We start from the raw sequence: 17,974 nt of genomic DNA on the forward strand, positions 1-17,974 counted from the left end.
TCTGAAACGCTCCCCTCCCCACCGGGGAGGGGAGCGTTTCAGATTAAGCGTTCAACGCCCTAATTCGCCGCCATGCCCATCGCCTTGCGCAGAAACTGGTCGCTTTCAAACAGCAGGCGGGTGCGCGCGGCGCTGTCGGTCAGGCTGTGGGCAAGGCCGGGGAATTCCACCCATTGCACCGGCTTGCCTGCGGCCTGCAGCTTGTCACGCATAAAACGGCCCTGCGCGATGTCGACATTCTGGTCGCGGTCACCATGGAACATCAGCACGGGCGCCTTGAACACAGCGGCATTCTGCGCCGGGGAGCCTTCCTTGATGTGGGGGCCGTGGCCGATGAACTTTTCCAGCAGTTCATAGCTGGAGGACCCCAGCCCCGCGTTGCGCAGCCGTTCCAGATCGGTTACCGGCGCAACCGCCACCACCGCCTTGAACAGGTCAGGATCCAGCACCGCGCCTTGCAGTGCGGCATAGCCACCATAGGACCAGCCAACGATCCCCAGCTTGTCCGGCGCGGCGATCCCCTGCGATTTCAGCCAGCGCCCGGCATCAACCACATCGCCGATCGCGATCTTCCACGATTGAAAACCGTTCTTCTTGTACCAGGCCGAACCATATCCGGCTGATCCGCGAAAATTGGGTTGCAGCACGGCATAGCCGCGCGCGGCAAAGAATTGCACCAGCCAGTCAAAACCCCATTCGTCACGCGAGGCAGGCCCGCCATGCGGCATCACGATTGCCGGGATATTCTTGCCCGAACTGCCCGGGGGCAGCGTCAGGTAAGCCGGAATCTGGGTGCCATCCGCCGCCGGGAAAGTGATCGCCTTCATCGGCGCCATGGCCGCCGCCGACAGATCGGGGTGCACCGGCAGCACTTCGCCAAGCTGGCGGCTGGTCTTGTCGTAAAGATAGAATTTGCCTGGATCGACATCGGACCCGGCGAACAGCAGCAGCTTGGCCTCGTTCGCACTGGCATCGACAAATGATACGAGCGGCTTGCCCGGCAGGGCCTTGCCCAGCGCAGCGCCCAGCTTCTTCAGTTCGGGATCGAAGAATTCGGTGACCCGGTGTTCCGTGGCATAGCTGACCCCGACCACCCGGCTATCGCGCCCGATCCGCACCAGCCCATCGACATCGACGTCGCCGCGCCCCAGCACCAGGTCTTTCTTGCCCGAACCGTCCAGCGCCACGGTGTAGAGCGCCGAGTAGCCGTCCTTGTCATCAAAGCCATAGACCACGTCCTTGACCGGATCGATCGCATAGGGATTGAACCCGCCCACCCCGCTTGCTGTCAGGTCCAGCCGTGACAGGGGTTCCCAGGTCTTCGAACCCTGCTTGCGGTAATAATAGCTCGACTTGGTGTTGATGTAGCCATCGGGATTGGCCCCGATGGTGCCCATGATCCGGACATTGCCGTTGCCGTCCGAGATATATTCGTTCGCATCGCCGCGTGCGCGTTCAACCGTGCGGCGCTTGAGCGACAGGGTATCGACTTCCTCAACCCCAAAGCCGGGGCGCTGTTCGGCAATCGCCGCCCCTTCGCGCATTTCCGAAACGAAATAGCGGGTGAGCAGGACCGATCCGGGCTTTCCGGCCACATCCCAATCGATCACCGTGCCGCCATCGAACTGAGCGGCCAGTCCGCGGGAATTGGTGTTGGCGGTAAGCATCACCGCCTTTTCGCCATCGGCATTCAGGGCATAGACCCGGGTGAAGCTGAGCCAGCGGCCGGCGATTTCGTATTGAATGTGGATCTTGCACACCAGCCGCGTGTCACTGGACCAGCCGCACCAATAGATCTGTTCATCTTTGCCGTGCGAGGCGATTGCCATTTTCGGCGGCACGGTGCCGGTCAGATCGGCAACATAGACCACGGTGCCGACGGTGGGGTGCGGTTTGACATAGGCAACCTTGGTGCCATCGGGTGACAGGCTGATCTGCTGCACCGATTCCAGCGCGCCAAATTTTGCGGCGACGGTCTGGCCATCTTCGGCCCGGACCGGAGCGGCCATGACAATCCCGGCAAGCGCCACCCCGGCTAGCAACCTCTTGAACATGCAACCCCCTGAATCGTCTGAAGAGAGTTCAGGATTGCGCGGTGCAGGCGGGGGAGACAAGTGTGATTTATGTCACAAAATCAGTTGAACTATGGATCCTGCCATGTCCGTCACCCTGAACTTGTTTTCAGGGTCCAACAGGCCGGTTCGCCCGGCCATGAGAGGCCGAACCGCCGTGCAGCAAGGTGGCGCGACAATGGCAGGTTCGGATAGCGGCTCACGATGGACCCTGAAACGAATTCAGGGAGACGGTGATTGGGATCAATGGCGCTTGAACGGAAAGCTGCCTTAACCCTTGGCCCCCAGATAGTCTGCCCGGAACCCACGCGCGAACGCCGCGAATTGTCCTTCCGCAATCGCCGCCCGCATCGCGGCCATCAGTTGCTGGTAGAAGGTCAGGTTGTGCTCGGTCAGCAGCATCGCGCCCAGGATTTCACCGCTCTTGATCAGGTGGTGCAGATAGGCCCGGCTGTATTTGGTGCAGCAATCGCCGGGGCAGCGTTCATCCAGCGGGGCCGGGTCTTCGGCGTGGCGGGCGTTGCGCAGGTTGACCGGGCCGGACCAGGTAAAGCCCTGCCCGTTCCGCCCCGAGCGGCTGGGCAGCACGCAATCGAACATGTCGACTCCGCGCTCCACCGCGCCGACCAGATCGTCGGGCTTGCCCACCCCCATCAGGTAGCGCGGGGCATCTGCGGGGAGCATGTCGGGCGCAAAATCGAGCACGCTGAACATCGCCTCCTGCCCCTCGCCCACGGCCAGCCCGCCGATCGCATAGCCATCGAAGCCGATTTCGCGCAGCGCATCGGCGCTGTGGCGGCGCAAGCTTTCGTCGAGCGCGCCCTGCTGGATGCCGAACAGCGCGGAGCGTTCCGCGTGCTCTTCCCCGCTGTCAAACCCGGCGCGGCTGCGCGCGGCCCAGCGCATCGACATCAGCATCGATTTCTCGATCACCTCACGCGGGGCGTCGGCGCGGGGGCATTCATCGAACGCCATCACGATGTCGCTGCCCAGCAGCCGCTGGATTTCCATCGAGCGTTCGGGGGTGAGCAGGTGCTTCGAGCCATCGAGGTGGCTTTTGAAAGTCACCCCTTCTTCGGTGATCTTGCGCAGGTCGGACAGGCTCATCACCTGATAGCCGCCGCTGTCGGTCAGGATCGGGCGGTCCCAGTTCATGAACTTGTGCAGCCCGCCCAGCCGCGCCACCCGCTCGGCCCCCGGGCGCAGCATCAGGTGATAGGTGTTGCCGAGCAGGATATCCGCCCCGGTGCCGCGCACCGTCTCGGGCTTCATCGCCTTGACCGTGGCCGCAGTGCCGACCGGCATGAACGCGGGCGTGCGAATCTCGCCCCGGCGCATTGCAATCGTGCCGGTGCGGGCCTTGCCATCGATGGCGTGGATCTGAAACTGAAAGCGCGGGGCGGTCATGCCCGGCGCGTTAGCGGGAAAGGCAGCCAAGCGCCAGCCATCACCCCGCCGCCGCCAGGCCGGTCAGCGCGGCGCGCAACTGCACCCACATCGCGGCTTCCTCCTCCGCTTCCGCCGGACAGGTTTCGGCCAGCACATCCACCGTCGCGCCCAGCAGTTCGGCGTACCACTGCGCCGGGATTCCCAGCGAGTCGGTATGGTGCGGGACCGAGCTCTGGATCAGGATCTCGATCTCGCTTTTGCGTTCGAACCAGGTCATCGCACAATAGAGCGCGTTATCGACCATCTCGGCAGCCAGCCGCTCCGGGTTGTGCGGCCAATGGTGGACAAAGCTCGCCTGCGCATCCGGGCAGCGCGCGAGGAAGCGCGCCATGACCAGCTGCGTGATATCGCCCAGTTGCGCGCCCGCGCGATCCAGCGCGGTTTCGACCAGCGCCAGCCTGACAGCATCCATCCGGCATCCTTCCGGACGCCACCTTGTCAGGCCACCGCGGCCCCCGCCTTGCGCAAGATCAAGCGACCGGCGCGGGCAGCTTTGCCGCGCGGGCCAGCGCGGGGGCGGAGGCGGCGGCGCGGGCCAGTCGGGCCTGCCATTTGGGCATGCCGCGCTCTGCCCCGCCGCGCCGGGTCGGACCAAAGCGGAACACGCGCACCGGCTTGAACCCGACAAAGCCCAGCACCTGCCGCGTCCAGCGCTTGATCACGGCATCGCCAAACGCCAGCCGCAGGTACCACGGCGGGGTATCCATGGTGACTACCAGATCGGCCGAGCGCCCGGCCAGCAGTCGGTCCCACATTGCGTCCTTGCTGTGATACCGGAACGCCCAGCCGGGCAGCAGCACGCGGTCCAGCAGCCCCTTGAGTGTGGCCGGTTCAGCCCCCCACCACATCGGAAAGCCCACCACCAGATGATCGCAGGCGTCGATTTCCTGCGCGAGGCAGGTCAGGTCGGGCTCCCACTCCTGCGCCACGGCATAGCCGCGGCACAGGTTGGGATCGAACTGCAGGTCGCGCACCGCCACCCGTGACACTTCGGTCCTGGGAGGTAGCGCAGCGACATAGCCATCGAGCAGCGCGGTGACGAGGCGGCCCCCATCGGGGTGGCCGTCCAGAACCAGGCAGCGCACGGATCAGGCGTCCGCCAGCCAGTTACCGTGGAAGCCCGGCGGCACGCGGTGCGGGATGTGCACGCTGGCGACGGGCGGTGCCGCGATATTGCTGGCGTCCAGGATCACCAGATCGGTGGTCTCGTTCGCCGCATCGATGACATAGCCCATCAGCCAGCCCTCGCCTTCTGGGGCATCGGCGCTGCGCGGGACGAACACGAATTCGCCGGGCACGCGGTTCGGTCCGAAGTCACAGGTCTGGCGCTCACCGGTCTTGAGGTCATGCCGATAAAGTGGCTGCGCGCCAAGGAACGCCGCATCGCCATCGTCGGGCAGACCCATCGCCCAGGCATAGCGATAGGGCTGGCCAAAGAATCGCTCATCGGGGCGCGGGAATTCTTGCGGGCTGGCATCGATGGTCTGCCGCTCGACCTTGCGGGCCTTGGGATCGACGATCCAGCGTTCCATCCCCAGCGGCTTGCCATTGGGGCCTTCGGGTCCGCCCGAAAACATCGTTTCATAAACCGCGCTGTCGATAATCACGCGGCCCGCCTCGTCCTCGTACGAATTGGCAACGTGAAAGACATAGCAGGGATCAACCTGGCACCAGATGATCTCATCCGCCGTACCACCACGCGGCAACAAGCCGACGCGGGCCTTGTGTTCGGCGTTCCAGCGATAGGGAAAGCCCTGCCCGGCGATCAACGACTTCATCGAGAAGGTCACCGGCAGATCGAATATGACCACATAGTTCCTGGTGATCGTGCATTCGTGGATCGATGGCCCATGCTCCACCGGAATTTCCAGCTCGCGCACCACTTTGCCTTCAGGCGTCAACACAACATGCCAGACCCGATCCGGAGTCATGGCATCATATGTGATCGCGTGAAATTCGCCGGTCAGCGGATCTTCGTGGGGGTGGGCCGTGAATGGGGCGGTCAGAGTGCCGCCGAAATCGGTGTAGGCGACGGTTTCCAGATTGTCGTCCAGCACCGCCGGGTTCGACCCAGCCTCGACGATCGCGGTGATCTTGCCGGCGATCTGCACCACATTGGTATTGATCCCGTCGCGCTGGGTGCGCCGAGGCCCTGGGGCGGCCGTGGGGCCACCATTGGCTGCGAGGATCTGGCTGCGGATATATCGATTGCGATACCATTCAGCCTGACCATCTTTCAGGCGCACGCCATGGACCATGCCATCGCCGATGAACCAGTGATGCCCGCGCGGGTCCGGCTTGAACGGGTTGGGCCCGATCCGGACATAGCGGCCGGCCAGCTCTGCCGGGATCGTGCCAGTGACCTTGAGGTCGGTGATCGTCCGCTCTTCGTGGATCGGTGTGTGGATGCCGGTCAGGAATGGATGGTCCTGATCCGCATCCTGTCGTTTGCGGTTGAAGGTGGCGACGGCGGTGATCCCTTTGGTGACCACGCCGCGGATCGCGGTTTCGACTGCGCTTGCCATGATGCGAATCTCCCTTTAATGTTTATGGCGTAAACATAATGGCAATGGTAACAGTGTCAACATCGAAATCGTATCACCATGGCGATCTGCGCGCGGCCCTGCTTGAAGCGGGGCTGCAAGCGCTGAACTCCGCCGCGGCAGAGGATCTTTCCCTGCGCCAGATCGCCCGCGACGTGGGGGTTTCGGCCACTGCCGTCTATCGCCACTTCCCGGACAAGGCCGCACTGCTTTCCGCCCTCGCCCAAACCGGAATCGCGCAAATGGCCGCCTGGCAAAGCGAAGCCGCCGCCGCCGCCACTCCCGACAGCGCCTTTGCCGCCACGGGCCGCGCCTATGTCCGCTGGGCCCTTGCCCACCCGGCGCTGTTCAAGCTGGTGTTCGGTGAGTGTACCAGCGTCAGCCAGACCGTGTTCGGTGAAAACGCAGCTGCGCAAATGCTGCGCACTTACGCCAAGGATCTGGCCGGAGATGAAGCCGGCGCCCAGCGGCTGATGATCCAAGCATGGGCCGTCGTCCACGGCCTCGCCATGCTGATGCTCGACGGGCAATTGCCGCCGGATGAGGATTTGATCGACCGGGTAATCGATGCGCGGACGTTGTTCAGGGCCTAGTTCAGGGTCTGGAATAGACCAGTTCGCCGCCCACCCAGGTCTGCCGCACAGTGATTGCGTGAATTTCGGCTGGTGGGGTCTGCGCGATATCGCGGGACAGCACGATCATGTCGGCGAATTTGCCAGGTTCGAGCGAGCCCTTGACCGCTTCCTCGCCCATGCTGCGGGCCGACCAGACCGTCATCACCCGCAGCGCCTGGTCCAGCGATACGGCCTCTTCGGGCAGGAACACCGCGCCGTCCTTTTGCTTGCGGGTCAGCATTGCCTCGATGTGCATGAAGGGATTTTCAGTGCCGCGCTGAAAGCCGGTCATATCGGTGCCGAAGCCCGGCTTCAGCCCGGCCTTGATCATGGTCCGGAACCGGAAAGCATGATTGCGGGCCACGTCCTCGCCCAGGTTCCTGCGCGTGATTTCGCCCAGGGTCCAGATCCAGCCGGGCTGGATATCGGCCTGGACTCCCAGCTTCACCGTGCGTTCCAGCACCTGCGGCCCCAGCATGAATTCCCCCAGATGCTCAATCCGCATCAGGGTCTTGGCTCCGCCCGCTTTCTGCGCCTTTTCATAGGCATCCAGCACCATCACATTGCTGCGATCGCCGGTGGAATGGATGAACATGCCCAATCCGGCAGCGTGGACTTTGGCCACCAGCGCATCAAGTTCTTCCTGGGTGTTGGTTGCCAGCCCGTGGTTGTCAGGCTCGTCGGCATAGTGGCCGAACAGATAGCCGGTGCGCACCGGCACGTCGCCATCGGCCCAGATCTTGATCCCGCCGAACCGGTACCAGGCCGGATCGACCGAGGCCGGAAGCTTGAGCGCCGCAAGGTCCTGCGGCAGGTGATGGCCGCCCGAATCCGCAAAGACGGTGATGGTCTTTCGGATCTTGGGATGACGCCCGGAAACCGCCAGTTCGCGCACGGCGGCATAGCTTGGCAGGGCCATGATATCGTTGATTGAGGTATAGCCCAGCGGCAGCATCAGCTGCGGAATGTCCTCCATCTCATAGCGTTGCAACAGTTCGGCCGGCAACCTGGCGTCCGGGGATAGCGGTCCGCCCTCGCGGATCACGCCGGTCGGATTGCCGGCCGCGTCCAGTTCGATCAGCGCGCCGCGCTGGTTCGCCGCGCCTGGCTTTACGCCCATTTTCTCAAGCCCGGCGGTGTTGACCACCCAAGTGTGCGGGCCATTGACGTAAAGCACCGGATGTCCGCCGCCCACAGCGTCAAGCTCGGCCTTCGTCGGCATCCGCTGTTCGGGCCAGAAGTTCGGATTGCCAGAGGTTCCGGCCACGATCACCCATTCGCCCGCCGGGGTGGCTGCAGCTCGCTCCCGCGTTGCCGCCAGCATTCCCTGCAGGGTCGGGATCGCGGAATAGTGCGCATCGAGATAGCTTTTCATCCGGATCGCCACCTGCGGATGCACGTGGCCATCGATGAAACCGGGCAGCACCGTCTGCCCCTTGAGATCGACCATCCGCGTCTGCGCTCCGGCCCAGCGCCGCATCTGCGCTTCACTGCCCACCGCAACGATCCGCCCGTCGCGCACCGCCACCGCCTGAACCACGCTGCCGCGCGCGTCCATGGTCAGGAACTTGCCGTGGTAGAGAATCAGATCGGCCTTGGCGGGTGCTGCCGGTTTCGCAAGGGCCGCTTGCCCGGTCAAAGCCAGCAGAGCCGCGCAGGCCAGCTTGCCCGCGCCCCATAGACTTCCCAAGCGCATTATTGTTCCCCCTCGACTGGCGGGCACTATTGCAGCGCCGGGGGTGTGCGTCAAAGTTTAGCCGGGCAACAGCAACGATGAATCCCCATAGGAGTAAAACCGGTAACCGGCGCCAATCGCATGGGCATAGGCAGCTTGCATCGTCTCCAACCCCATCAGCGCCGAAACCAGCATGAACAGCGTGCTTTTGGGCAAGTGGAAATTGGTCATCAGCCCATCGATCCCTTTGAAGCGATAGCCGGGGGTGATGAAGATCGCGGTGTCGCCGCTGAACGGCTGGATCGTGCCGTCCTCTGTCGCCGCGCTTTCCAGCAGGCGGAGCGAAGTGGTGCCGACGGCGATGATCCGGCCCCCGCCTGCGCGCACGGCATTGAGGCGCGCGGCCACTTCGGGGGCGATGGTGCCCCATTCGGCGTGCATCTTGTGATCGGCGGTATCCTCGGCCTTGACCGGCAGGAACGTGCCCGCGCCAACGTGGAGGGTGAGCGTTTCGTGGCCAATCCCCGCCGCGGCCAGCGCCGCCATCAGTTCGGGCGTGAAATGCAGCGCAGCGGTGGGGGCGGCAACGGCGCCATCCTGTGCGGCGAACATCGTCTGGTAATCACGCTTGTCCTCGGCATCGGTCGCCCGTTTGCCAGCGATATAGGGCGGCAACGGCATCTGCCCGGCGCGTTCGAGCAAGACTTCAACCGGTTCCTCGCCCGCGAAGGCCAGGGTCCAGCTGCCGTCATCGTGGCGCAATTCGGCGGTGGCGCGGACATCGGCGGGAAAGTGGATCACATCGCCCGCGCGCAGCCGTTTGGCATTGCGAACAAAGGCCTGCCAGCGGCGCAGATCGATCCGCTTGTGCAGCGTCGCCCCGATCCGCGCTTCGCCCCGGCGGCCTTCAAGCTGGGCCGGGATCACGCGGGTATCGTTGAACACCAGCACGTCGCCCCGGCGCAGCAATTGCGGCAGGTCGCGGACGGTGCGGTCGGCCAGCGGTTCGCTCATCCTGAGCTTGTCGCAGGACACCACCAGCATCCGCGCCGCATCGCGCGGCCGCGCGGGGCGCAGGGCGATGTTTTCCGGAGGCAGGTGGAAATCGAACAGGTCTACGCGCATGGGGTGCCCCTAGCCTGCTTGAGCCGAGCGCATAACCCCATTTTCAGAGGATGAATGGTTCGCGCAAAGGCGCTGCGGCCCTGCACAGCGCCTTTGCGCACTTTGCGCGAACTCAGATCGAAAACCCGTCCTTGTTCGGTCGGCTTAGCCCGGCTTTGACCCGTTCAGCATATCCGCCGTGATGCTGGGCGCGGCCGCCGGGGCCACTGCCGCCGGGCGGGCCTTGCCCTCGCTCAGCATCGAGGCTTGCAGGATCTTGGTCGGGTTCGCAGGCGGTTCGCCGCGCTCAATGCTGTCAACCACGTCCATCCCGGCGATCACACGCCCGAAATTGGTATAGCGGTGATCGAGCGCAAAGCGCGGGTAGAACACGATGAAGAATTGGCTGTTGGCCGTATCGGGCGCATCCGTGCGCGCCATCGACACGGTGCCGCGTACGTGCGGCAGGAAATTGAATTCGGCCTTGAGGTCCGGCAATTGCGATCCGCCCTGCCCGGTCCCGGTGGGATCGCCGGTCTGCGCCATGAAGCCATCGATCACGCGGTGAAAGATCACCCCGTTATAGAACCCTTCCTTGGCCAGACCCTTGACCCGCTCGACATGGCCGGGGGCCCAGGCCGGCATCAGCCGGATCAGCACCCGCCCGCCGTTCGACAGATCCAGCGCCAGGATGTTGTCCGGATCGTGGCTGGGATCGGGATCGACCAGCGCGCTCAGCACCGGGGCGGCCGGAGTGACCGGGGCCTTGGTCTTGCCTTTGGCAAATGCAGGCGAAGCGGCCAGTGAAAGGCCCAGGACAAGTGCGGTGAACGTGCGACGATTCATGGTTTCTGGTTACTCGACACGGGTAAGTGAGGCGCGGGATAGCGGGCAGCGCCTGTCATGGCAATGAACGGAACTCTAATAGTCCCCCAGCGTCCCCGTCTTGGAGATTCGCGCCATCACGTCATCACGCACGGTGGGGCTGACGAACTTGTTGATCTCCCCCCCGAACAGGGCGATTTCCTTGACCAGCTTGCTGGCGATCGGCTGCAGCGAAACATCGGCCATCAGGAATACGGTTTCGATCCCGGCATTGATCTGCTGGTTCATCCCCGCCATCTGATATTCGTATTCAAAGTCCGCCACGGCGCGCAGGCCGCGCACGATCACGTTGGCGCCCTGCTTTTCCGCGAACTTCATCAGCAGCGCGTTGAACCCCACCACTTCGACATTGGCGATGCCCATCGCGTCCACTTCGCGGCGGACCATATCCATACGCTCGTCCGGCGTGAACATCGGGTTCTTCGACATATTGGTGGTGACGCCGATGATCAGCTTGTCAACCAGCTTGGCCCCGCGCCGGATGATGTCGGCGTGGCCCAGCGTGATCGGATCGAAAGTGCCGGGGTAGACCCCGATACGGGTGGCCATCAGTGGTCCCTCTCCACGATAAAGCGCGCGATGGCGCGCAGCAGGTCTGCTTCTGCCCCATGCGATGCCAGATGCGCAATGGCCTGATCGACCAGCATCGCCGCCTGTTCGCGCGCGCGCTCTGCCCCCAGCAGCGAAACGAAAGTCTGCTTGCCCGCCGCCGCATCCTTGCGCAGCGCCTTGCCAGCCTTGTCCGCTGCGCCTTCGTGATCGAGCAAATCGTCGGCAATCTGGAACGCCAGCCCGATCCCGTGGGCATAGCCGCGCAGCTGGCGGCGCCCTTCCACCGGCACCCGCCCCAGAATCGCGCCCATCTCAACCGCGGCATCAAGCAAGGTTCCGGTCTTGAGCTGTTGCAGCCGGGTTACCGCCTGCAGATCGAACGGGGTGGTTTCCGCCGCAATATCCAGCGCCTGCCCGCCGACCATCCCGCCGGGGCCAGCCGCGCGGGCCAGCACCTGGACCAGTTCGGCGCGGGTGAACGGATCGGGGAAAGTCGCGGGATCGGACAGCACTTCGAACGCGAACGCCTGCAAGGCATCGCCCGCCAGCACCGCCGTCGCCTCGTCAAACGCAAGGTGCACCGTCGGCTGGCCGTGGCGCAGCGCATCATCGTCCATGCACGGCAGGTCATCGTGGATCAACGAGTAGCAATGCACCGCCTCGATCGCGCAGGCCGCCCGCACCGCCGTGGCGCGATCGACCGCGAACATTTCCGCCGTGGACACCAGCAGCAACGGCCGCAGCCGCTTGCCCCCGCCCAGCGCGGAATAGCGCATCGCCTGATACAACCGCGCCCGCGCATCATCCGGCACCGGCAGCAGCGCGTCGAAAGCCGAAGCTACATCGCGCGCGATCCGCTCAAGCGCGGCGGCCAGCATGGCTCAGCGGTCCGCGTCGAACGGCTGGGTCGATGCGGCCTGCCCGTCGGGGCCGGCCACGATCTTTTCAATCCGCGCCTGCGCCGCATCCAGCCGCGCCTGGCAATGCTTGCGCAGCGCCTCGCCGCGTTCATACAGCGCGATCGAATCGTCCAGCGGCACTTCCCCGCTTTCCAGCCCGCGCACCACGTCCTCAAGCGCGCGCAGCGCGTCTTCAAAGCTCATCTGGGCGAGATCTGGTGGAGTCTGCGTCATGGCGTGAAGCATTGACCGCGCGGGCGCGAAGGGTCAAGCTCCCTGCAAACGGGGAGATGCCGAAATGCGCTGGATAATTGCCTGGGTCGCCGCTGCCGGATCGTTCGGCTTGCTGGATATGTTGTGGCTGCGCTGGGCCGGGCCGAACCTGTACCGCCCGGTGCTGGGTGAAGTGCTGGCCCCGGCGTTCCGGATGGGCCCGGCCTTGCTGTTCTATGTCTGCTACATTTCGGCAATGGTGTGGTTCGCAGTGCGGCCCGGGCTGGAACTGGGAGTGCCGCATGCGGTGCTCAACGGCGCGCTGCTGGGGGCGATTGCCTATGCCACTTATGATCTGACCAATCAGGCAACGCTGAAGGTGTGGTCGAGTCAGATCACCGCGCTCGACATCGCCTGGGGCACCGCCGCAACTGCGCTGGCCAGCGGGATCGCCGCGCTGGTGGTGAAGAAGCTAGGGGTCTGACGCGATGTTCATCGGTCACTGGGCCCCCGCCCTCGCCGCCGCCGCGACCAGCCGCAAGGCGCCGCCGCTGGCGCTGCTGTTCGTGGGCGCGCAGCTGATCGACTGGGCGTTCTTCGGCCTGCTGCTGCTGGGGTGGGAACACATGCGCTTTTCCCCCGGGATCAGCGTGATGAACCCGATGGACCTGTACGACATGCCCTATACCCACAGCCTGCTGGGCGCGGCCCTGTTCGCGGGCGCGATCTGGGCGCTGCGGGCGCTGGTGGTGCGCGATCCGGTCGGCGGGCTGATTGGTGGAGCGGTGGTGCTGAGCCACTGGTTCCTTGACCTGCTGGTTCACGTGCCTGACCTGACCTTGGTCGGCAGCCCGCCCAAGCTGGGGCTGGGCCTGTGGAACCATCCCTGGATCGAAATGCCGCTGGAGCTGGGGATCACCTTTGGCGCGCTGTGGCTCTATGTCCGCGCCTGCAGGCCCGCGATGGGCCGAGTCGTGGTGCTGGCCGGGGTGCTGCTGGCACTGCAGGGGATCAACTGGTTCGGCCCGGTCGAACCCGAAGTGACTGCCGGAACCAGCATCACCGCGTTCTTCGCCTATGGCCTGGCGACCCTGGCGGCGTGGTGGATGGGGAAAAGCGCGGCGAAACCGGCCTGATTGCACTGGATAGACTCGCCCGCGCCCGCTAAGCGCTGCGCGCATGACCGAGATCACACCCGAAGTCGTCGCCCAGCACGGGCTGTCCGAAGAAGAATATGCCCGCGTCCTGCACGCGCTGGGGCGAGAGCCGAACCTGGTCGAGCTCGGGATCTTCTCGGTTATGTGGTCCGAGCATTGCAGCTACAAGTCGAGCCGCATCCACCTCAAGAAGCTCCCCACCGAGGCCCCCTGGGTGATCTGCGGACCCGGTGAGAACGCGGGCGTGATCGACATCGGCGATGGGCAGGCCGCGATCTTCAAGATGGAGTCGCACAACCACCCCAGCTACATCGAACCCTATCAGGGCGCGGCGACCGGCGTGGGCGGAATCCTGCGCGACGTGTTCACCATGGGCGCGCGCCCGGTCGCCAACATGAACGCACTGCGGTTTGGCCGGCCCGACCATCCCAAGATGAAGAGTCTCGTCAAAGGCGTGGTCGCGGGGATCGGCGGTTACGGCAACTGTGTGGGCGTGCCGACGGTGGGCGGGGAAACCAATTTCCACGCCGCCTATGATGGCAACATTCTGGTCAATGCGATGACCGTGGGCGTCGCCGATCAGGACAAGATCTTTTATTCCGCCGCCACGGGTCTGGGCAATCCGATCGTCTATGTCGGGTCCAAGACCGGGCGCGACGGGATCCACGGCGCAACCATGGCCAGCGCCGATTTCGGCGAGGATTCCGAAGCCAAGCGCCCCACGGTGCAAGTCGGCGATCCCTTTACCGAAAAGCTGCTGATCGAAGCCTGCCTGGAACTGATGGCAACCGACGCGATCGTGGCGATTCAGGACATGGGCGCAGCCGGGCTGACCAGTTCCAGCGTCGAAATGGCGACCAATGGCAAGGCCGGGATCGTGCTCGACATGGACAAGGTGCCATGCCGCGAAGAGGGCATGACCCCCTATGAAATGATGCTGAGCGAGAGCCAGGAGCGGATGCTGATGGTGCTCAAGCCCGGCAAGGAGCCGATGGCCGAGGCGATTTTCAAAAAGTGGGAACTGGACTTTGCGGTGATCGGTGAAGTGACCGATACCGGCCACATGGTGCTGACCTGGCAGGGCGAAACGGTGTGCGACATCCCGCTCGGCCCGCTGGCCGAAGACGCCCCGCTGTATGACCGTCCGGCGCTGAGCCTGGCGGAATACAAGGCCTGGGCCAAAGTCGCGCCGCTGGGTGATGTGCCTGAAAGCACTGACCTTGCCGCCGATCTGATCAAGCTGATGGGCTGCCCGGATCTGGCCAGCCGGCGCTGGATTTATGAGCAGTACGACAGCCAGGTTGGCGCGGACACGCTGCAGAAAAGCGGCGGCGACGCGGCGGTGGTGCGGCTGCACGGCACCCGCAAGGCGCTGGCGATCAGCACCGATTGCACCCCGCGCTATTGCTATGCCGACCCCTATGAAGGCGGCAAGCAGGCAGTTGCGGAAACCTATCGCAACTTGTCAGCTGTTGGTGCCAAGCCTTTGGCAATCACCAATTGTCTTAACTTCGCCAACCCCCAGCGGCCCGAAATCATGGCCCAGATCGTCGAAGCCTTGCGCGGCATGGGCGATGCCTGCCGGGCGCTGGATTACCCGATCGTTTCGGGCAACGTCAGCCTCTATAACGAAAGCAAGGCGACCGGCGGCGGCAGCGCGATCCTGCCCACGCCCGCGATCGGCGGCGTCGGGCTGATGCAGGATTACGCCGCGATGGCGACGATCGGGTTCAAGGCTGAGGGGGAACTGATCGTGCTGATCTGCCACTCCTCGGGCCACCTTGGCCAGTCGCTCTACTTGCGTGAGATCCTTGGCCGCGAGCAAGGTGCACCGCCGCCGGTTGACCTGGCCAAGGAACGCGCCGCTGCCGAACTGGTCCGCGCTGCGATTGCGGACGGCGCGGTCAGCGCGGTCCATGACTGCGCCGATGGCGGCGTGGCAGTGGCCATGGCGGAAATGGCGCTCGCCGGGAATATCGGCTTTACCAGCCAGATCGCACCCAACCTGCCACTGCTCGCCGGACTCTATTTCGGTGAGGATCAGGGCCGCTATGTGGTGACCTGCCAGGACTTTGCCGCGATCAAGGCGCGCGCCGATGCGGCCGGGCTGATCGCGGTGCCCGTCGGCCAGACCGGCGGCGACGCCTGCCGGTTCGAATGGATTGCAGATGGCAAAGTCCAGCAGGTCAGCCTTGTGGCGCTGCGCGAAGCCAACGAGGCGTTCTTCAAGGACTGGATGGAAGGGTAAGACCAACCTTCCCACTGGGCCCAGCCCGCCCTCCGCCCTCCCCGTCACCCCGGGTCAAGCCCGGGGTNCCGGGCTTGACCCGGGGTCCCGCTTTTCTTTTGCGACGGCGCGCTGCGCTGCTAGGCAGAAAAGGCAGCGGGACCCCGGGTCAAGCCCGGGGTGACGGAATTTGGAGGTGGGTTTCGTGACAGGACCGAGCATATGACCACAGGCTATTCCGGCACGCCCCTCGCCAAGAAGCTCGGCCTGCGTGACGGGCAGCGGGTGTGGTTCGATGCCATGCCCGAAAGCGTCGCGGACGAGATTGATGAATATGCGCTGGAACTGATCTTTGTTGCCAATCCGGCCCACGGGATCGACGCCGCGCATGTATTCGTGACCCAGCGCAGCGCGCTCGAAGCGCATCTCTCCGCGCTGCGCCACCAGATCGCGCCGGACGGGCAGATCTGGGTCAGCTGGCCCAAACAGGCAGCGAAAGTGCCGACCGACGTGACCGAAGACACGATCCGCGAACTGTGCCTGCCGCTGGGCCTCGTCGATACCAAGGTCTGCGCGGTGGACGATGTGTGGTCCGGCCTGAAGCTGGTGATCCGCAAGGAACTGCGCTAGGCGGCCTTTCCCCCCAGCGACAGGATGCAGCGCAGATGGCCGACCTTTACCTCAAAGCGCTGGAAAGCGAACGCAAACGCCTGTGGGCGACCTGCCGGCTCAAAGGCCTGGCCAAAGGCACGCCGGAACGGGTGCGGATTGGTGAGCTGGACGGGCTGATTGCCGAGCACAAGGGCAAGAGCAAGTGAAGCCTGTCAGTCGGCAATGACAGTACACCAGTAGGCTCCCAGCCGCCGTCATCCTGAACTTGTTTCAGGATCCATTGTGCCGATGGCTCAGCTAGAGCCTCAATATACGCAAGGCGGAGACACAGAAACTCGCCGGATTCCACCGGGCTAACCGCCAGATGGACCCTGAAACAAGTTCAGGGTGACGGGAAAAGGGGTTGCCCCCAATTCCTTGCGGATTACGCCGCCTGCGCCTCGGGCGCGATCAGGTCATAGGGATCGATCCCGGCCGCGCGCCACATGGCGTGGGCCTGGTGGTAATAGCTGGGAGGCTTGATCCCCAGCTTGGCGCGGACTCCCTCGATCGGCAGCGGCAGCAATTCGGTGATCGCCATTTCGACCAGCCGCGGGCAGGCCTTGCCCATCTTTTGCCCTTCACGCACCGCACGCAGCACCGGCACCTTGACCGTCGCGCGCTTCTTGATTTCGAGCGCCCCGGCATAGCCCAGGAACAAATGCGCCGGGCTTGGCTGCTGGCTGTAGGTGAAGGCCAGTACGCACTGTTCGCCCAGCGCATCGCGGCCAAAGCCCGACAGGATGTGCATCAGATCGTGCGTATCGCGCATGCGGTTGAAGTACCAGGTGACCTGATCGTCCCAATACATGTCCGCCGGGCGGTTCTTGTCGAGTTCATCGACCAGACCCTGCGCCGACAGCCCTTCGCGCTCCATGAAGTCACAATAGGTGTGGGCCAGGCTGTTTGCGGGCAGCTTGCGCAGCGCTTCGTGATCGTCAAGAATCTTGACCAGCGACGGTTCCTTGGCCCGGATTTCCTGCGCCCGCTCGGTCGCCAGAAAGCTCAGCGCCGCGTCATAGATCCCGCGCCAGGGCAGCGCCTCGAAGATCGGAGTGACCAGCGAGGTGTCTTCCTTGTCCTTGATCAGTTCCTTGAAGTTCCGCCAGGCCTTGGGCAGGTCGTACCGCATTTCCGGGCGCCCCGGCAGCATCACCGGCAGGTCCGGTGCGGCGAAATTGACATGGGCCTGGCGCTGCGACGGCAGCACTGCGGGTTCGGGCTGAGCGGTCATCATGTTCATGGCAAGCCTGTTAATGCGACTTACTTACAGAAGTGTCAATACCCTCCTATGGCATCGGCGGCAGAATTTGCTACCTGTCCCGGCAGAACAACAGGAAGGGAGAAACGCCGATGACCCGTGCCTGGCCGCTGGCCCTGGGAATCCTGCTTGGTTTTGGTGCGCTTTGGGCGGGATTGCACAGCCCGGTCGAAGCGGTTGAGCAATGGCGCCTCGCCGCACGCTGGACCGCGCGGGTCGGCTTTCCGCTGTTCATCATAACCTACAGCGCCAGCTCGCTCGGGCGGCTTTGGTACGGCGATTTCACCCGCGAACTTTGGCGTAACCGGCGCTGGTGGGGACTGGGCTTTGCCGCGGCGCATACGGTGCACCTCTATGCGCTGCTCACCTTTCTGAAGGTCAGCGGCGAGACGCGACCGCTGCCGCTGCTTCTGGTCGCAGGCACTGGCTATGCGCTGATGTTCGCCATGGCGCTGACCAGCAACGCGGCGGCAATGCGCGCGCTAGGGCGCAACTGGCGGCGGCTGCATACATTGGGAATTCACTGGCTGTGGGGGATATTCACTGTGTCCTACGCTGGACGGATCTTCGAGCCAGAGACGATGACCACCGGTCTGATCGCCACGCTGTTTACGCTGGGCGCGCTGGCACTGCGGATCGCGGCATGGCGCAAGGGGCGCAAGGCGGCCTGAG

At 64.4% G+C, this 17,974-nt stretch carries 19 protein-coding genes; 7 read left to right on the top strand and 12 right to left on the bottom strand.

Going from position 1 to position 17,974, the window contains the following annotated elements:
* Nucleotides 1-59: 59 nt before the first annotated feature.
* The 5 genes from MNBBLIKP_RS04610 to MNBBLIKP_RS04630 form a co-directional block, all read right to left on the bottom strand.
* Complete coding sequence (locus MNBBLIKP_RS04610; RefSeq protein WP_088307950.1) at nt 60-2,054, bottom strand: alpha/beta hydrolase family protein; 1,995 nt, start codon at nt 2,052-2,054, stop codon at nt 60-62.
* Between the two features lie 288 nt (nt 2,055-2,342).
* A complete protein-coding gene (gene tgt / locus MNBBLIKP_RS04615) occupies nt 2,343-3,479 on the bottom strand; it encodes a tRNA guanosine(34) transglycosylase Tgt (RefSeq protein ID WP_088307953.1) in 1,137 nt (378 codons plus the stop codon).
* A 40-nt stretch (nt 3,480-3,519) separates the two neighbouring features.
* Entirely contained in the window at nt 3,520-3,933 is a 414-nt protein-coding gene (locus MNBBLIKP_RS04620; RefSeq protein ID WP_088307955.1) for a hypothetical protein, read from the bottom strand.
* Nucleotides 3,934-3,991: 58 nt separating this feature from the next.
* Nucleotides 3,992-4,606: an NAD(P)H-dependent oxidoreductase gene (locus tag MNBBLIKP_RS04625; protein WP_088307957.1), complete on the bottom strand. Its 615-nt coding sequence runs from the start codon at nt 4,604-4,606 to the stop codon at nt 3,992-3,994.
* Between the two features lie 3 nt (nt 4,607-4,609).
* Nucleotides 4,610-6,046, bottom strand: a complete 1,437-nt coding sequence (locus MNBBLIKP_RS04630) for an 8'-apo-carotenoid 13,14-cleaving dioxygenase (RefSeq protein ID WP_088307959.1) — start codon at nt 6,044-6,046, stop codon at nt 4,610-4,612.
* 38 nt (nt 6,047-6,084) lie between these two features.
* Here MNBBLIKP_RS04630 and MNBBLIKP_RS04635 point away from each other — a divergent pair, with 38 nt between their 5' ends.
* Nucleotides 6,085-6,657: a TetR/AcrR family transcriptional regulator gene (locus MNBBLIKP_RS04635; RefSeq protein WP_254912911.1), complete on the top strand. Its 573-nt coding sequence runs from the start codon at nt 6,085-6,087 to the stop codon at nt 6,655-6,657.
* Nucleotide 6,658: 1 nt separating this feature from the next.
* On the opposite strand, the gene MNBBLIKP_RS04640 is transcribed toward MNBBLIKP_RS04635, so the two are convergent.
* The 6 genes from MNBBLIKP_RS04640 to MNBBLIKP_RS04665 form a co-directional block, all read right to left on the bottom strand.
* The gene (locus MNBBLIKP_RS04640; RefSeq protein WP_088307961.1) at nt 6,659-8,374 is read right to left on the bottom strand and encodes an amidohydrolase; all 1,716 of its coding nucleotides are present in this window, start codon (nt 8,372-8,374) and stop codon (nt 6,659-6,661) included.
* A 57-nt stretch (nt 8,375-8,431) separates the two neighbouring features.
* The gene (gene queA / locus MNBBLIKP_RS04645) at nt 8,432-9,478 is read right to left on the bottom strand and encodes a tRNA preQ1(34) S-adenosylmethionine ribosyltransferase-isomerase QueA (RefSeq protein ID WP_088307963.1); all 1,047 of its coding nucleotides are present in this window, start codon (nt 9,476-9,478) and stop codon (nt 8,432-8,434) included.
* A gap of 144 nt (nt 9,479-9,622) precedes the next feature.
* Entirely contained in the window at nt 9,623-10,303 is a 681-nt protein-coding gene (locus MNBBLIKP_RS04650) for a peptidylprolyl isomerase (protein ID WP_088307965.1), read from the bottom strand.
* A gap of 75 nt (nt 10,304-10,378) precedes the next feature.
* The gene (coaD, locus tag MNBBLIKP_RS04655) at nt 10,379-10,891 is read right to left on the bottom strand and encodes a pantetheine-phosphate adenylyltransferase (RefSeq protein WP_088307967.1); all 513 of its coding nucleotides are present in this window, start codon (nt 10,889-10,891) and stop codon (nt 10,379-10,381) included.
* Entirely contained in the window at nt 10,891-11,772 is an 882-nt protein-coding gene (locus MNBBLIKP_RS04660) for a polyprenyl synthetase family protein (protein WP_088307969.1), read from the bottom strand. Before MNBBLIKP_RS04660 ends, coaD begins: the two co-directional genes overlap by 1 nt.
* A gap of 3 nt (nt 11,773-11,775) precedes the next feature.
* Complete coding sequence (locus MNBBLIKP_RS04665; protein WP_254912912.1) at nt 11,776-12,027, bottom strand: exodeoxyribonuclease VII small subunit; 252 nt, start codon at nt 12,025-12,027, stop codon at nt 11,776-11,778.
* Nucleotides 12,028-12,091: 64 nt separating this feature from the next.
* Here MNBBLIKP_RS04665 and MNBBLIKP_RS04670 point away from each other — a divergent pair, with 64 nt between their 5' ends.
* The 5 genes from MNBBLIKP_RS04670 to MNBBLIKP_RS17965 all read left to right on the top strand — a co-directional run bounded on the left by MNBBLIKP_RS04670 (nt 12,092) and on the right by MNBBLIKP_RS17965 (nt 16,208).
* Nucleotides 12,092-12,490, top strand: coding sequence for a DUF2177 family protein (locus MNBBLIKP_RS04670; RefSeq protein WP_088307973.1), 399 nt, complete (start codon nt 12,092-12,094; stop codon nt 12,488-12,490).
* 4 nt (nt 12,491-12,494) lie between these two features.
* A complete protein-coding gene (locus MNBBLIKP_RS04675) occupies nt 12,495-13,142 on the top strand; it encodes a hypothetical protein (RefSeq protein WP_088307975.1) in 648 nt (215 codons plus the stop codon).
* A gap of 43 nt (nt 13,143-13,185) precedes the next feature.
* Nucleotides 13,186-15,411 (top strand): phosphoribosylformylglycinamidine synthase subunit PurL, encoded by a 2,226-nt coding sequence (gene purL / locus MNBBLIKP_RS04680; RefSeq protein ID WP_088307977.1) that lies wholly within the window; start codon nt 13,186-13,188, stop codon nt 15,409-15,411.
* Between the two features lie 201 nt (nt 15,412-15,612).
* Entirely contained in the window at nt 15,613-16,020 is a 408-nt protein-coding gene (locus MNBBLIKP_RS04685) for a DUF3052 family protein (RefSeq protein ID WP_088307979.1), read from the top strand.
* 35 nt (nt 16,021-16,055) lie between these two features.
* Nucleotides 16,056-16,208, top strand: coding sequence for a hypothetical protein (locus tag MNBBLIKP_RS17965; RefSeq protein WP_176399653.1), 153 nt, complete (start codon nt 16,056-16,058; stop codon nt 16,206-16,208).
* 218 nt (nt 16,209-16,426) lie between these two features.
* Here the strand turns inward: MNBBLIKP_RS17965 and MNBBLIKP_RS04690 are convergent, their stop codons facing one another.
* Complete coding sequence (locus MNBBLIKP_RS04690; protein WP_254912913.1) at nt 16,427-17,284, bottom strand: ubiquinone biosynthesis protein COQ4; 858 nt, start codon at nt 17,282-17,284, stop codon at nt 16,427-16,429.
* Nucleotides 17,285-17,394: 110 nt separating this feature from the next.
* On the opposite strand from MNBBLIKP_RS04690, the gene MNBBLIKP_RS04695 reads away from it, so the two are divergent.
* Complete coding sequence (locus MNBBLIKP_RS04695; protein ID WP_088307981.1) at nt 17,395-17,973, top strand: hypothetical protein; 579 nt, start codon at nt 17,395-17,397, stop codon at nt 17,971-17,973.
* Nucleotide 17,974: the final 1 nt, after the last annotated feature.

The sequence above is a fragment of the Novosphingobium sp. B 225 genome (genome assembly GCF_002198665.1).
In the GTDB taxonomy this organism is placed as follows: Bacteria; Pseudomonadota; Alphaproteobacteria; order Sphingomonadales; family Sphingomonadaceae; genus Novosphingobium.